At 74.0% G+C, this 13,412-nt stretch carries 14 protein-coding genes and 3 pseudogenes; 8 read left to right on the forward strand and 9 right to left on the reverse strand.

Annotated elements, in window-relative coordinates; genetic code table 11:
• The first annotated feature begins 9 nt into the window (after window positions 1–9).
• The 3 genes from AB0A94_RS06290 to AB0A94_RS06300 all read left to right on the forward strand — a co-directional run bounded on the left by AB0A94_RS06290 (window position 10) and on the right by AB0A94_RS06300 (window position 3,755).
• Entirely contained in the window at window positions 10–1,395 is a 1,386-nt protein-coding gene (locus AB0A94_RS06290; RefSeq protein WP_361739589.1) for a multidrug effflux MFS transporter, read from the forward strand.
• The gene (locus tag AB0A94_RS06295; RefSeq protein ID WP_361739592.1) at window positions 1,347–2,525 is read left to right on the forward strand and encodes a serine hydrolase domain-containing protein; all 1,179 of its coding nucleotides are present in this window, start codon (window positions 1,347–1,349) and stop codon (window positions 2,523–2,525) included. Before AB0A94_RS06290 ends, AB0A94_RS06295 begins: the two co-directional genes overlap by 49 nt.
• Window positions 2,526–2,756: 231 nt before the next feature.
• Entirely contained in the window at window positions 2,757–3,755 is a 999-nt protein-coding gene (locus tag AB0A94_RS06300) for a small ribosomal subunit Rsm22 family protein (protein WP_361739594.1), read from the forward strand.
• On the opposite strand, the gene AB0A94_RS06305 is transcribed toward AB0A94_RS06300, so the two are convergent.
• Window positions 3,695–3,943, reverse strand: a complete 249-nt coding sequence (locus AB0A94_RS06305) for a DUF6243 family protein (protein ID WP_361739597.1) — start codon at window positions 3,941–3,943, stop codon at window positions 3,695–3,697. The two genes, AB0A94_RS06300 and AB0A94_RS06305, sit on opposite strands and share 61 nt — an antisense overlap.
• A gap of 100 nt (window positions 3,944–4,043) precedes the next feature.
• On the opposite strand from AB0A94_RS06305, the gene AB0A94_RS06310 reads away from it, so the two are divergent.
• Window positions 4,044–4,661, forward strand: coding sequence for a TetR/AcrR family transcriptional regulator (locus AB0A94_RS06310; RefSeq protein ID WP_361739600.1), 618 nt, complete (start codon window positions 4,044–4,046; stop codon window positions 4,659–4,661).
• Window positions 4,662–4,683: 22 nt separating this feature from the next.
• Here AB0A94_RS06310 and AB0A94_RS06315 read toward each other — a convergent pair whose 3' ends face one another.
• Window positions 4,684–5,565: a glycerophosphodiester phosphodiesterase gene (locus AB0A94_RS06315; protein WP_361739932.1), complete on the reverse strand. Its 882-nt coding sequence runs from the start codon at window positions 5,563–5,565 to the stop codon at window positions 4,684–4,686.
• Window positions 5,566–5,768: 203 nt separating this feature from the next.
• On the opposite strand from AB0A94_RS06315, the gene AB0A94_RS06320 reads away from it, so the two are divergent.
• Window positions 5,769–6,506 (forward strand): bifunctional DNA primase/polymerase, encoded by a 738-nt coding sequence (locus AB0A94_RS06320; protein ID WP_361739603.1) that lies wholly within the window; start codon window positions 5,769–5,771, stop codon window positions 6,504–6,506.
• Window positions 6,507–6,583: 77 nt separating this feature from the next.
• Here the strand turns inward: AB0A94_RS06320 and AB0A94_RS06325 are convergent, their stop codons facing one another.
• From AB0A94_RS06325 to AB0A94_RS06340, 4 genes and pseudogenes are all read right to left on the reverse strand, one after another.
• Entirely contained in the window at window positions 6,584–7,579 is a 996-nt protein-coding gene (locus AB0A94_RS06325; protein ID WP_361739606.1) for a hypothetical protein, read from the reverse strand.
• Window positions 7,542–7,689, reverse strand: a pseudogene (locus AB0A94_RS06330) (iron transporter); the annotation flags it as partial. The pseudogene AB0A94_RS06330 and the gene AB0A94_RS06325, both read right to left, overlap by 38 nt.
• The gene (locus AB0A94_RS06335) at window positions 7,685–8,551 is read right to left on the reverse strand and encodes a heme ABC transporter ATP-binding protein (RefSeq protein WP_361739609.1); all 867 of its coding nucleotides are present in this window, start codon (window positions 8,549–8,551) and stop codon (window positions 7,685–7,687) included. The gene AB0A94_RS06335 and the pseudogene AB0A94_RS06330, both read right to left, overlap by 5 nt.
• The gene (locus tag AB0A94_RS06340; protein ID WP_361739612.1) at window positions 8,548–9,630 is read right to left on the reverse strand and encodes an iron ABC transporter permease; all 1,083 of its coding nucleotides are present in this window, start codon (window positions 9,628–9,630) and stop codon (window positions 8,548–8,550) included. The genes AB0A94_RS06335 and AB0A94_RS06340 overlap by 4 nt, the downstream gene beginning before the upstream one ends.
• 407 nt (window positions 9,631–10,037) lie before the next feature.
• Between AB0A94_RS06340 and AB0A94_RS06345 the strand changes: the two genes are divergently transcribed.
• Complete coding sequence (locus tag AB0A94_RS06345; RefSeq protein ID WP_361739935.1) at window positions 10,038–10,301, forward strand: hypothetical protein; 264 nt, start codon at window positions 10,038–10,040, stop codon at window positions 10,299–10,301.
• 196 nt (window positions 10,302–10,497) lie between these two features.
• Window positions 10,498–11,142: a PhzF family phenazine biosynthesis protein gene (locus AB0A94_RS06350; RefSeq protein ID WP_361739615.1), complete on the forward strand. Its 645-nt coding sequence runs from the start codon at window positions 10,498–10,500 to the stop codon at window positions 11,140–11,142.
• A 14-nt stretch (window positions 11,143–11,156) separates the two neighbouring features.
• On the opposite strand, the pseudogene AB0A94_RS06355 reads toward AB0A94_RS06350, so the two are convergent.
• Window positions 11,157–11,465, reverse strand: a pseudogene (locus AB0A94_RS06355) (TetR/AcrR family transcriptional regulator); the annotation flags it as partial.
• Here AB0A94_RS06355 and AB0A94_RS06360 point away from each other — a divergent pair.
• Window positions 11,446–12,471: an NAD(P)-dependent alcohol dehydrogenase gene (locus tag AB0A94_RS06360; RefSeq protein WP_361739617.1), complete on the forward strand. Its 1,026-nt coding sequence runs from the start codon at window positions 11,446–11,448 to the stop codon at window positions 12,469–12,471. The pseudogene AB0A94_RS06355 and the gene AB0A94_RS06360 overlap by 20 nt on opposite strands.
• Here the strand turns inward: AB0A94_RS06360 and AB0A94_RS06365 are convergent.
• Both AB0A94_RS06365 and AB0A94_RS06370 read right to left on the reverse strand, forming a co-directional pair.
• Window positions 12,452–12,655, reverse strand: a complete 204-nt coding sequence (locus tag AB0A94_RS06365; protein WP_361739620.1) for a DUF397 domain-containing protein — start codon at window positions 12,653–12,655, stop codon at window positions 12,452–12,454. The genes AB0A94_RS06360 and AB0A94_RS06365 overlap by 20 nt on opposite strands.
• Window positions 12,652–13,321: pseudogene (locus AB0A94_RS06370) on the reverse strand (DUF5753 domain-containing protein); the annotation flags it as partial. The gene AB0A94_RS06365 and the pseudogene AB0A94_RS06370, both read right to left, overlap by 4 nt.
• Window positions 13,322–13,412 lie beyond the last annotated feature (91 nt).

The raw sequence follows: 13,412 nt of genomic DNA on the forward strand, positions 1-13,412 counted from the left end.
AGGGGCCACATGCCCGAGGGTGGGGCGTCCATATCGAACCCGACAACGAACCCGGCAGCGAATCCGGCAACGAACTCGACAGCGAACCCGGCCGCGAACCCGGGAGCGAGCAGGGCACCGGAGACGGCCGTCCCGGACCTGACGGCGGACGGGGCGGCGCTCCGCGCGACCGCCGGCCGCCGCGCCGGCCTCCTGGTCACCCTCGTCCTCGGCGGCCTGACCGCCACGCCCCCGCTGGCGATGGACATGTACCTCCCCGCCCTGCCGGCGGTCACCCAGTCCCTGCACGCGCCCGCCGCCACCGTCCAGCTCACGCTCACCGCCTGTCTGGCCGGCATGGCGCTCGGGCAGCTGGTGGTCGGCCCGATGAGCGACCGGTGGGGCCGCCGCCGGCCGCTGCTCATCGGCCTCGCGGTCTACGTCGTCGCCACCGCGCTGTGCGCCTTCGCGCCGACCGTCGAACTCCTCGTCGCCTTCCGGCTGGCCCAGGGCCTCGCGGGCGCGGCCGGCATCGTCATCGCACGGGCGGTCGCCCGCGACCTGTACGACGGCGTCGCCATGGCCCGCTTCTTCTCGACCCTCATGCTGATCTCCGGGGTCGCGCCGATCGTGGCGCCGCTCATCGGCGGGCAGATCCTGCGGGTGACGGACTGGCGGGGCGTGTTCGTCGTCCTGACCCTCGTCGGGGTGCTGCTGACGGCCGTCGTCTGGGCGAAGCTGCCGGAGACGCTGGCCCCCGCCGACCGGCACGACGGAGGCGTCGGCGAGGCGCTCGGCTCGATGCGCCGGCTGCTCGCCGACCGCGCGTTCACCGGCTACATGCTCACCGGCGGCTTCGCCTTCGCCTCCCTCTTCGCCTACGTCGCCGCCTCCCCGTTCGTCGTCCAGGAGATCTACGGCGCCTCCCCGCAGACGTTCAGCCTGCTGTTCGGGCTCAACTCGATCGGGCTGGTGATCATGGGGCAGATCAACGGCAAGGTGCTGGTCGGCCGGGTCCGGCTGGACAGGGTGACCGGTCTCGGGCTGGCCGTGGTGGTCGTCGCGGCGGTCGCGCTGCTGCTGATGTCGCTGGGCACGTTCGGCGAGGTGGGGCTGGTACCGGTGGCCGCCGCGCTGTTCGTGCTGATGTCCGCGATGGGCATCACCCTGCCCAACACGCAGACCCTCGCCCTGATGCGCACCAGGCACGCCGCCGGCTCCGCGTCGGCGCTGCTCGGCACGACGTCCTTCCTCATCGGCGCGATCGCCTCCCCGCTGGTCGGGATCGCCGGGGAGGACACCGCCGTCCCGATGGCCGTCGTCCAGCTGGTCGCCGCCCTCGTGGCGCTGGCCTGCTTCCTGGGAATGTGCCGTCCGTGGAGCGGATCGGCCGGTGCGAAGGGCGGGGGCGTCTGAGCGCGCCGCGACTGCGTGACGGCACACCGGAACGGGCCGGGCTCGACGCGCGGGAATTACGTCACCTGGTCCGGGAGGTCCACGCCCGCACCGGCGGCGAGCGGCCCTGGGCGGCGGGCGCCGTCGTGGTCGTCGGGCGCGGCCCGGTGCTCGCCGTGCAGGAGGCGGCGGGCTGGGCCGTGCGCTACGCGGCGTACGACGAGGAGACGGACACCCCGGTCGGGCTGCCGCCGGCCGAACGCGTCCCGATGACCGTGGACACCCCCTTCGACCTGGCGTCCCTGACCAAACTGTTCACCTCGGTGGCGGTGGTGCAGCAGATCGAGCGGCGCACGCTGGGCATCGACGCGCGCGTGGGCGCGTACCTGCCGGACTTCACGGGCGCGGCGCGGCACGGGACCACCATCCGCCAGCTGCTCACCCACACCTCCGGGTTGCGCCCCGAACTCCCGCTGTACGACTGCGCCGACGACGCGGAACGGCTGGCGCTGCTGCGCGCGGAGCGGCCCGTCGGGGTGCCCGGCGCGTACTGCTACTCCGACCTCAACATGCTGCTGCTCCAGCACGTCCTGGAGCGCATCACCGGCCGCCCGCTCGACGTCCTCGTGCGCGACGGCATCACCCGGCCGCTCGGCATGACCGCGACCGGCTTCGGGCCGTGCCCGGACGCGGCGGCGACGGAGGACCAGCGGCGGCCGTGGGCCAAGGCGGACCGGGGGATGCTGCGGGGCGAGGTGCACGACGAGAACGCGTGGGCGCTGGGCGGGGTGGCGGGCCACGCCGGGCTGTTCTCCACGGGGCGGGACCTGGCGGTCTTCTGCCGGACCCTGCTGGCGGGCGGTTCGTACGGACCCGCCCGCATCCTCGGTCCCGACTTCGTGGACCTGCTGTTCACCCCGCCCGGCCTGGGCTTCGTCCTGGACCGGCCGTGGTTCATGGGGGAACTGGCGGGGCGGGGGGCCGCGGGCCACACCGGCTTCACGGGCACGTCCCTGGTCCTGGACCGGGCCACGGACACGTACCTGATCCTGCTGGCCAACACGGTCCATCCGCGCCGCCCGGTCCCGCCGGACAGCACGCCGAGGGCGCGGGCGGCGACGCGGGTGGCGCGGGCGGTGCGGGGCATGTGAGGGGGTGCCCCTCTTCTTCTTGGGCGGGGCCCGGTGTCCGTGGGGGTGGGTGCTCGCGAGGTGCCCGGTACGGGGTGTTCACGCGGCCCGGTGCTCGCGGGGTACCTCCCAGGCCATCAAGGCACTGGGGGAGGCGCGACTGCCCGCCGGAGCGGGGAGGGCGGTGAGGGGACTCGGCCCCGGCCCACCCACCGGCCGTGGGCGAGCACCGCGCCCCCGTAGAATCGCCGGGTGAACGCCCCCGCCTCGCTGCCCACCGCCGAAACCCTGCGCTCCGCCCTCGCCGGGCTGCTCGACGGGCTTCCGGCGCGGCAGGCCGCGCAGGCCGTCGAGCGGCTGATCGCCAACTACCGGGGCGCCACCCCGACCGGGGCGCCGATCCTGCGGGACCGGGCCGACGTGGCCGCGTACGCCGCCTACCGGATGCCCGCGACGTTCGAGGCGGTGCGGTCCGCGCTGGAGGCGTTCGCGGACGCCGTGCCCGGGTGGGCGCCCGGTGACCACGTGGACGTCGGCGGCGGCACCGGCGCCGCGGCCTGGGCGGTGAGCGCGACCTGGGACGGGGAGCGCCCCGTGACCGTCCTCGACTGGGCCGAACCCGCCCTCGCCCTCGGCCGGGAACTCGCCGCCGCCAACCCCGCCCTGCGCGGCGCCCGCTGGCAGCGCTCCCGTATCGGACCGGAGCTCACCCTCGGGAGCGCCGATCTCGTCACCGTCTCCTACGTCCTCAACGAGCTCACCGCCCCCGACCGCGCCGCCCTCGTCGACGCCGCCGCCGGCGCCGCGCGGTCCGTCGTGATCGTCGAACCCGGCACCCCCGACGGCTACGCCCGCGTCATCGAGGCCCGCGACCTGCTGGTCTCCGCCGGCTTCCACGTCGCCGCCCCCTGCCCGCACGGCGCCGCCTGCCCCATCGTCCCCGGCACGGACTGGTGCCACTTCTCCGCGCGGGTCAGCCGTTCCTCCCTGCACCGCCAGGTCAAGGGCGGCTCCCTCGCCTACGAGGACGAGAAGTTCAGCTACGTCGCCGCCACCCGCCTCCCGGTCACCCCGGCCCCCGCCCGCGTCGTCCGCAAGCCGCAGATCCGCAAGGGCCAGGTCCTCCTCGACCTGTGCGAGAAGGACCCGGCCCTGCGCCGCACCACCGTGACCAAGCGCCACGGCGATCTCTACCGGGCCGCCCGGGACACCGACTGGGGCGACCCCTGGCCGCCGCGCGCCGACGCCTGATCCGACGCCGCGCCGCCGTCCTCTTCCCGCTTGGCCTGCAGCTTGCGCAGCAGCTCCCGCTTCTGCGCCCGCGGATCGAGCCCGCCCCCGACACGCCCGCCGCGCCCGCCGCCGCGCAGGGCCTCGCGGCCCAGGTGCTGCCGGGTGCCGCCGACGCCCAGCATGTTTCCGGCTCCGCCTCGGGTCATGGTGATCTCCTCTCATCAGTACGAGACGTATCGTCTCGTCATCGACATTCACCACTGTCCGGCGAGACGCACCGTCTTGTCAACTGGTAAATTCGACCTCATGGCCGCACACCAGTCCGCCCCCGACGCCACCCGCCGCAGCGAGCGCTCCCGGCGGGCCATCTACGACGCCGCCCTCGCCCTGGTCGCCGAGGTCGGCTATCCGAAGACCACCATCGAGGGCATCGCCTCCCGCGCCGGAGTCGGCAAGCAGACGATCTACCGGTGGTGGTCGTCGAAGGCGGACGTCCTCCTCGAGGCCTTCCTCGACCTGGGCGAGCAGGCCGCGGAGGCCGCAGGCCAGGCCCCGTACGCCTTCCCGGACACGGGTGACCTCGCCGCCGACCTCAAGCACGTCCTGCGCGCCACGGTCGACGAACTGCGCGACCCCGCCTTCGAGGCCCCCTCCCGCGCGCTGGCCGCCGAAGGCGTCGTCAACGAGGAGCTCGGCCGCGAATTCGTCGCCAAGCTGCTGGAACCCCAGCTCCAGCTGTACGTCGAGCGCCTGCGCTCCGCCCAGGACGCCGGGGACGTCCGCCCCGACGTCGATCCGCGCATCGCCCTGGAACTCTTCGTCTCCCCCCTCGCCCAGCGCTGGCTCCAGTACACGGGCCCGATCACCTACGACTACACCGACACCCTCGTCGACTACGCCCTCAACGGCCTCGCACCCCGCTGACCGGCCCGGACGGCCGGCGGCCTCACCGCCCCGGCGCGGCGCCCACCCTCCCCGGCACCCGCGCCGGATGCCGGGCCAGCCGCCCCGGCGCGTCCGTGATGACGCCGTTGCAGCCCAGCGCCAGGGCGCGGTCGCGCTGGGCCGGGGTGACGACCGTGTGGGCCCACACCCGGGGGATGCCGGAGCGCACCGCGCGCCGCAGATCGGCGTCCCGCGCCTTGACGTCGACGTCGAGCAGGTCCACGTAGGAGCGCCAGCGCTCGGGACGGTCGGTGCGCAGCTGGCGGGCCGAGCGCCACAGCTGGGCCAGCAGGCCCAGGCGGTGGACGCGGAGGGCGACCCCGGGGTCGTTGGTGTTCACGAACACCGAGCGGGTCAGGCCGCGGGCGCGGATCAGCGCGGCCAGCCGGTCGACCCCGCGCGGATCCTTCGCCTCCAGCGTCAGCACGATCCGCCCGCCGAACCGGTCCAGCACCTCGGCGACCGTCGGCGGCCGCTCCGAGCGCCAGCTCCCCGGCAGCCGGTCGCGCGGACGCAGCCGCACGCCCCGCCACTCCCCGGCGTCCAGGCCGCGCACCTCGCCGCCCAGGAAGGTCGTGCGGTTCAGGGTCGCGTCGTGGAAGACCACCGGCGTGCCGTCCCGCAGCACCCGCGTGTCGAAGTCCAGCACCTGCGCCGTACCGCGCCGGTACGCCGCCATCAGCCCCGACATGCTGTTCTCCGGCACCTCGCGGGCCCCGCCCCGGTGCGCGGCGTACGGGACGCGGGGCAGCGAGTCCACCGTCAGCGGCCCGGCCCCCCACTCCAGCGGGCGGCCGCCGCCGTGGCCCGTGAGGGTCAGCGAGACCACGGAAGCCACGGCCGCCAGGCCCGTCAACGCGACGCTTGCGACCATGACGACCACGGTAGGTCCGCGGATCACCGCGGACCGCCCGACGGCACCCGAACCGGTGCACGCCCCCTCGCCGCGTGTACCCTTCGTCACCCCTCGTCCCGTCGGTGCTCCCTCGTCCCACCTGCGCCGATTGTGGGCTCCGGCCCCCCGGGGCGCACGATCGTGGGACCATGGGGCATGCTGTGTGGCACGACGGCGAGGCGAGGGGATAGATGAGCGCGGAGTTCGGCGGCCGGACCGGCCGGCAGGGCAGGCTCTCCCAGTGGCTGCGTGGACGCCGCCCGAAGCAGGCCGCCGACGAGGGCGGCCGTGAGGCCCTGCTGCTCGCCGCCGCCGAAGCGGGACTGCCGCTCGCGCCCGCCGCCCACCCCGCCGCCGGATACGGCTGCTCCTGCGACCGCGTGGGCTGTCCCACCCCCGCCCGGCACCCGGTGTCGTTCGCCTGGCAGACGCAGTCCACCACCGACCGCGCCCAGATCGAGCGCTGGGCCCGCCACCAGCCGCAGGCCAACTTCATCACCGCCACCGGCATGGTGCACGACGTCCTCGACGTCCCCCTGGACGCCGGCCGCGAGGCGCTCACCCGCCTCCTCGACGCCGACGTCGAGGTCGGCCCCGTCGCCGAGAGCGACGACGGCCGGATGCTGTTCTTCACCCTCACCCGCGGCACCCCCGAGGACGAGGACGAGTGGTGGCCCTGCGAGCTGGACTGCCACCCGGAGACCATGGACGAGCACCCCGGCCTGCGCTGGCACTGCCGCGGCTCCTACGTCCTCGTACCGCCCGCCCGCCTCCCCGGCGACGACGACCAGTCGGTGCACTGGGTACGCGGCCCCGAGCACCCGCTCCCGGACCCGCTGAGCCTGCTGGAGGTCCTCACCGACTCCTGCGCCCGGCACGCCGGCGAACAGCCCGACCACGCGGACACGGCCTGGCCTCTGCGCCACTGAGCCCGGCCCCTGCGCCCCTGCGCCACTGAGCCCGGCCCCTGCGCCCCTGAGTCACTGAGCCCGGTCCCGAAAGGGACTTACTCGCCCTGTGCCGACGTCAGTCCCTGGATCCGCCCCAGGACCTCCACCTCACCGTCGGCCGGGTCCAGCGCCACCTCGTTGGAGACGAACTCCATCGTCAGCGACTGCCGTATCTCCCCGGTCGTCAGCGCCAGCACGTCCTTGTTCGGCGTCGGCACCGACGCCCCGGCCGCGGCGGTCTGCTTCTCGAAGTGGCGGGTGGTGAAGAACACCAGCGCCCCGCCGTCCTTCGTGCGCAGTGCCAGCGGCGCGTAGTCGCCGTCCGTCACCGGCTCGTCGATGTACTGCGTGGCCAGCCCCGGCCGCGACGACTTCTTCTCGCGCTGGGTCCGCCACCCGCTGGTGTGCGGGCCGTCCGAGAAGACGTCCCCGCCGTTCTTGAGGAACGACGTGTACTCCTCGCTCAGTTCGCCCGGCGGCACGGTCACATCGGACGAGTTGGCGGGTACGGCCTCGGCCCAGCCGTCCTCGTCGGTCTTGAACTCCGGTATGTCCTCCGGGAGGACCAGCGTCAGATACGCCGCCTCCCAGGTCTCGTCCAGCCCGTCGCGGGTGAACACCAGCAGCCAGCGCGACTCGCCGCCCTTGTTGCCGGCCGCGTCGGCGAGGAACCAGCGCGGCCAGCCGGCCTTCTTCGGGATGGTGAACTTCGCGTCCGTCAGCTCCAGCGGCGTGTGCGAGGCGTTGCCCTCCGGACTGTTGGCCCGCCCGGCCTTCAGCCGCGCCGCGTCGATGTCGGCGAGGGCGCCGGTGGTGTGGTCGGCGTCCAGGGAACCGTCGTACGCCTTGTCGGCCTCGTTGTACGCGGCCGTGAACTCCTCGAGCGCCTTGGCGGCTTCGGCGCGGGTGGTGGCCGGGAGCACCTCGCGCTCACCGTGCACCACCACACAGCCGCTCGCCGTCACCGACAGGGCGACCACGAGCACGCACGTGTCGATCCTGCGGTGCCTGAGGTGCCTGCGGAGCCTTTGAAGGCCGAGATCCCTGGTCATCCGGTTCCTTCCCCCTTCCCGGAGGCGAACCCTACCGGGACGAGGAGGAGCGCGAACGCCGGGACCGGGTACAGCGGCCACACCGTGACCTGGAGGACGGCCGGGTCAGGCGGAGGCCGATCCGTCCCGCGCGGGAAGCACCAGGAGTGCCCCCGTGCGGGGGTGCGGGAACACCTCGACGGGCTGCTCGTACACCTCCGACAGCAGCCGCTGCGTGAAGACGTCCTCCGGTGGCCCGTCGGCCGCGACCCGGCCCGCGCGCAGGACCGCCACCCGGTGCGCGTGGGCCGCCGCGAGTCCCAGGTCGTGCAGGACGACGACCACCGCGTCACCGGCGTGCGCCCGCGCCCGGCACAGCCGCAGCACCAGCTCCTGGTGCCGCAGGTCGAGCGCGGCGGTCGGTTCGTCGAGCAGGAGGAGGGGTGTGCGCTGGGCCAGCACCCGGGCGAGCGCGACCCGGGCCCGCTCGCCGCCGCTGAGCGCGGAGAAGGGGCGGGCGGCGAAGCCGGTCACCTCGGTGGCGGCCATCGCCCCGGCCACGGCGGCCTCGTCCTCGCCCCCGCCCTTGCCCTCGTACTCGTCCTTGCCGGGCCGGGCGACGGCGGCCCAGGGCGCCCGGCCCATGCGGACCACCTCCTCGACCGTGAACGGGAAGGAGAGGGACGCGGACTGGGGCAGGACGGCCCGGCGCAGCGCGAGTTCGGGCGCGGACCAGCCGGACGCGGGCCGCCCGTGGATCCGCACGGTGCCGGTGGTGGGCGGGAGATCGGCGGCGAGGGCGCTCAGCAGGGTCGACTTCCCGGCTCCGTTGGGGCCGACGAGGGCGAGGACCTCGCCGGCGCGGACGGTGAGGTCGACACCGGCGAGCACCACCCGGGCGCCGAGCCGTACGGAGAGCCCCTCGGCCTCGGCGAGCACCTCACCGGGCTCGGGGGCGGCCGGCGGAACGGGACGGTTGCGCAGGCGGATCATGCCCAGCCTCCCTGCCTGCGCCGGGTGCGGCGCAGCAGCCAGAAGAAGAACGGGCTGCCGAGCAGCGCCGTGAGGACACCGAGGGGGAGTTCGGCGGGCTCGGCGACGGTACGGGCCGTCAGGTCGGCGGCGAGCAGCACCAGCGCGCCCAGCAGCGCACTGCCCGGGAGCAGGAACCGGTGCCCCGGCCCGGCCGCCATCCGCAGCAGATGCGGCACGACCAGCCCGACGAACCCGATGATCCCCGACACGCTGACGGCCGCCGCCGTCAGCAGCGCGATGACCAGCACCAGCACGATCCGCAGCCGCTCCACGTCCACGCCCAGGTGCCGGGCCGGACGTTCGCCGAGCGCCAGCAGGTCGAGCCGGCGGGCGTACAGGGGGGCGACGGCCAGCCCGAGCGCCGCGCACGGCAGGACGGCGAGCACCTTCGGCCAGGTGGCCTGGGAGAGCGAGCCGAGCTGCCAGAAGGTGATCTGGTTGATCGCGGCGGTGTCCGCGGAGAACAGGAACAGCCCGATGAGGGCGCCCGCGAAGGCGTTCACCGCGATCCCGGTGAGGATCAGCGTCACCACCTCCGTACGGCCGCCCGAGCGGGACATCGCGTACACCAGCAGGACGGTGGCGAGCCCGGCGGCGAACGCGAGGACCGAAACCGTCCAGTTGCCGAGGAAGTCCAGCCCGAGCGCGATCGCCGCCACCGCGCCCACCGCCGCGCCGGAGGAGACCCCGATGACGCCCGGCTCGGCGAGCGGATTGCCGAACACGCCCTGCATCAGCGCACCGGCGCACCCCAGCGAGGCCCCGACGAGCAGCGCGAGCACGATCCGCGGGAACCGTACGTTCCACAGCACCGACTCGGCGACCCGGTCCAGCTCGGCGCCGCCCAGCCCGAGCCGGTGCTGCACCGAGGTGAGGACGTCGCCGACGGGCACGGGGTAGGCGCCGGTGCCGGCGGCCACGGGGACGAGGACGAGCAGGGCGGCGGCGAGCGAGGCGGTCAACAGCCAGGCGGTGGTGTGCCGTTGCCGGGTGACGGGGGGCGCCGGCTCCCGCACGGTCTTCTCCAGGACGGTCACGCGCCACCGCCGTACAGCCGTGTGACGGCGGACAGCGGTGCTCCCGCCGGTCGAGTGCGCAAGCGTCGCACGGTTCCGTCCGTTCCTTCCGTGGCGGATGTGGCCCGAGATGGAGATTAGGTTAGCCTTACCTTCGCTCGCTATCCACTGCCGTCTCCGATGGACCGTCCTCGCAGGCCCGGCGCGCTCCGGCGGCTGGAAGTGCCAGGCGTCGTAGGGGGCCGGGAGTTCCCCGACCGGGCGGGACGGCACCTCGTCAGGTGAGAGCCCTCGTACGCAGGTGATGCCGAAGCGGTCCCGGGGAGCACGTCGAGCAACTCACTTCCACGCCCCGGCGTCCCACTGGACGACGGACGGCTGCCGATCACCCGGGAGGGCACGTGACGGAGAAGGACCGAGAGAAGTGGATGGCGCGTTTCCAGGTACGGCTGGCCATGCAGCCGGGCGTGGACCGGACGGTCGTGCTCCGGGCGGTCAAGGAGGTCACGGCGCACTGCGCGGAGACGGGAGAGCACCCGCGGACCGCCTTCGGCGACCCGGACGCCCACGCCGTGCAGGTCGCCGCGCGGCTGGTGCCGACGGACCGGGCGGCGCGCGCGAGGCGACGTGACGCCGTGGGGGACAAGCTCACCTCCGTGCTCAGGAGGGCCGGGGACGTCGCCGGTCTGTGACCGGCCGGGGCGGCTTCCGCCGTGGCCCGGCGCACGGGCTCCGGCACGGTCTCTCTCCGCCTGGGCCGCTGGGCGGCTCGGGCGACCGGCGGAGCGCCGGAGCGCCGGGGCCGGTGACGCCGGTCCTGCCGGACGGGCGTCGGCACCCCCGCGACCTGGGACGACCCCGCCGCCCGCGCGATGCTTGAATGCCCCCGTGACTGATTACGACGTGGTGCGCGTCTTCTGCGGGCCCCGTGGCGGGTACGGCAATGAACTCGGTGTCGTGCGCAACGGCTCCGTGATGCCCGAGCGGGACGAGCGGCAGGCGTTCGCCGCGAAGCTCGGGTTCAGTGAGACCGTGTTCGTCGACGACCCCGAGCGCGGGGTGATCGACATCTACACCCCCACCCTGCGCCTGCCCTTCGCCGGCCACCCCTGCGTCGGCACGGCCTGGCTGCTCGACGTGCCCGAACTGGTCGTCCCCGCCGGGGTGGTGGGCGCCCGGCAGGACGGGGAGTTCTGCTGGATCGAGGCGCGGGCGGAGTGGGTGCCGCCGCGCACCCTGCGCCAGTACGCGAGTGCCGCCGAGGTCGATGACCTGCCCGTGCCGCCGAAGGGGGAGTGGGTCTACGCCTGGGCCTGGCTGGACGAGTCGGCCGGCCGCATCCGGGCCCGCGCCTTCCCCGGCCGCGACGACGGCATCGACGAGGACGAGGCGACCGGCGCGGCGGCCCTCCTCCTCACCGACCGACTGGGCCGGGCCCTGAACATCACCCAGGGCACGGGCTCCCAGATCCTCACGGCCCCCCAGCCGGAGGGCTGGACGGAGGTCGGCGGCCGGGTCTACCTGGAGCGCTGACGGCCAGGAGCGGATCAGCCGGCCGTCATGGCGCGGCGCACGCTCTCGCGGAGCAGGGCGCGACGCTGCTCGTGCAGCTCGGAGGGCTCCTCGGCGGTCGCCGCGTAGACGTTGCTCACCGGTGACCAGGCCATGGACATGGCGATGACCACGGCCATCACGTCGAACGGGTCTCCCTGCCGCACCAGGCCCGCGGCCTGCGCGTCGGCGATGGCGCGCAGCTTGGCGTCGTGGTGGCGATCGTGGTTCCCCACCAGGTGGCCGGCCGGGCGGCGCTCCAGGCGCGCCCAGGTGGCCAGCCGGATGAGGTCGGGGCGGCGCACATCGCTGGAGCGGCGCGACCTGCGCCCCGACGACCTCGCGGTCCGGGTCGACTACTGCGGCGTCTGCCACAGCGATCCGCACGCGGTCCGCGGCCACGATGCCGCGGCGGGCCGTCCAATGGTGCCAGGGCACGAGTTCACGGGCGTGGTGACCGGTACCGGACCCGCGGTCACCCGCTTCTCCGTCGGCGACGCCGTGGCGGTCGGCAACATCGTCGACTCGTGCGGCGACTGCCCCATGTGCCGGGCCGGCCAGGAGAACTTCTGCCACACCTTCCCGACCCTGACCTACGGCGGCACCGACCGCCACGACGGATCGACCACCCCGGGCGGCTACTCCCGCGAGTACGTCGTCCGTGAAGGGTTCGCCCACGCGCTCCCCGCCGGCCTGGATCCTGCCGCCGCCGCACCTCTGCTCTGCGCCGGGGTCACGGTCTGGGAGCCGCTCCACTCCCTGGGCGTGGGCCCGGGGACCCGCGTCGCCGTGGCGGGCCTGGGCGGCCTCGGACACCTCGCGGTCAAGTTCGCCGTGGCGCTGGGAGCCGAGACGTGGGTCATCAGCCGCTCACCCGAGAAGGCCGACGACGCCCGCCGTCTCGGCGCCCGGGGCCTGGTCGTCTCCACGGACCCGGAACAGTCGGCCGACGCCCGTGACCGGTTCGACGTCGTCATCGACACCGTCTCCGCCCCGCACGACCTCGGCCCCTACCTGCGACTGGTCGCCATGGACGGCACGCTCAGCCTCGTCGGACACCTCGGACCCGTCACCGTGGAGACCACGGACCTGCTCGTGGGCCGCAAGAAGCTCAGCTCCGCGGGCAGCGGCGGCAGGCCCGCGACCGCGGCCATGCTGGACTTCTGCGCCGAGCACGCCATCACCGCCGACATCGAACTGCTCGCCTCGGCGCGGGTGAACGAGGCGCTCGACCGCCTCGGCCGCAACGACGTCCGCTACCGCCTCGTGCTCGACATGTCCGACCTGGACGTCAGCCCAGCTGTGCGATGAACGCACCCCAGGCGTCCCGGCCGAAAGGGATCACCGGCCCGGCGGGGTTCTTGCTGTCCCGGACGGGCGCGAGGGCGGGGATGCCGTGGGCGAGTTCGAGGCACTCGTTGTTGCCGCCGCTGTGGGTACTGCTACGCCACTTCGCGCCCGACAGGTCCGGCGTGCCGTGGCGTGCGGTGTTCATGTCCTGTGCTCCTTGGCCCTGCGTCGGATGACCGTGCGGGATTCCACGGGGGAGAGCGCAGACGTGCGAGCGGCGTCGAACAACTCCTGGTAGCGCGCGACTTCGGCCTCTCGCTCCAACCACATCGAACCGGTGGGGTTGTCCGCCGGCACCACGTCGAGCGCCGCTTCCTCCCGGAAGCCCAGTACTACGTATGGCCCGAACATACTCACATGGGCTCCACGGGAGAACGGCAGGACCTGGACAGTCACGTTGGGCTGCTCGGACACGGTCAGAAGTTGTTCCAACTGCGCCGCCAGCACCTCCGGTCCTCCGACCTGTTGAAGGAGCACGGCTTCGGACAGCACCGCCCACAGCTCGAGCGGTGAGTCGCTGACCAGATGTTCCTGACGGGGCGAGGCGCACCTGGACGAACTGCTCGATCTCGTCGGCCGTCTGCCACTGGTGCGAGGCGACGGTCACGGCACGGATGTACTCCGGGGTCTGCAACAGGCCCGGCACCAGTTGTGCCTGGAAGGTGCGGATGGTTCCGGCCATGGTTTCGAGCGCGATGTAGTCGCGATAGGTGTCGGCCGGCACCGATCCCTACTGATTCCACCACCCCTGCCTGCGGCGTCGATTGGCCTTGCGGGCGAGCGTGCCGAGTCGGCCACGGAGCTCGGCGTCCGAGAACGGAGGAGACCCCCATGACCTCGTCGAACGACATCACATTCCGACTGCCTCGCAGTCGCCGTAGCGTCCCCCCGTGCCCGGGCGC

Origin of the sequence: Streptomyces sp. NPDC044984 (assembly GCF_040646935.1) — a bacterium.
GTDB lineage: Bacteria > Actinomycetota > Actinomycetes > Streptomycetales > Streptomycetaceae > Streptomyces.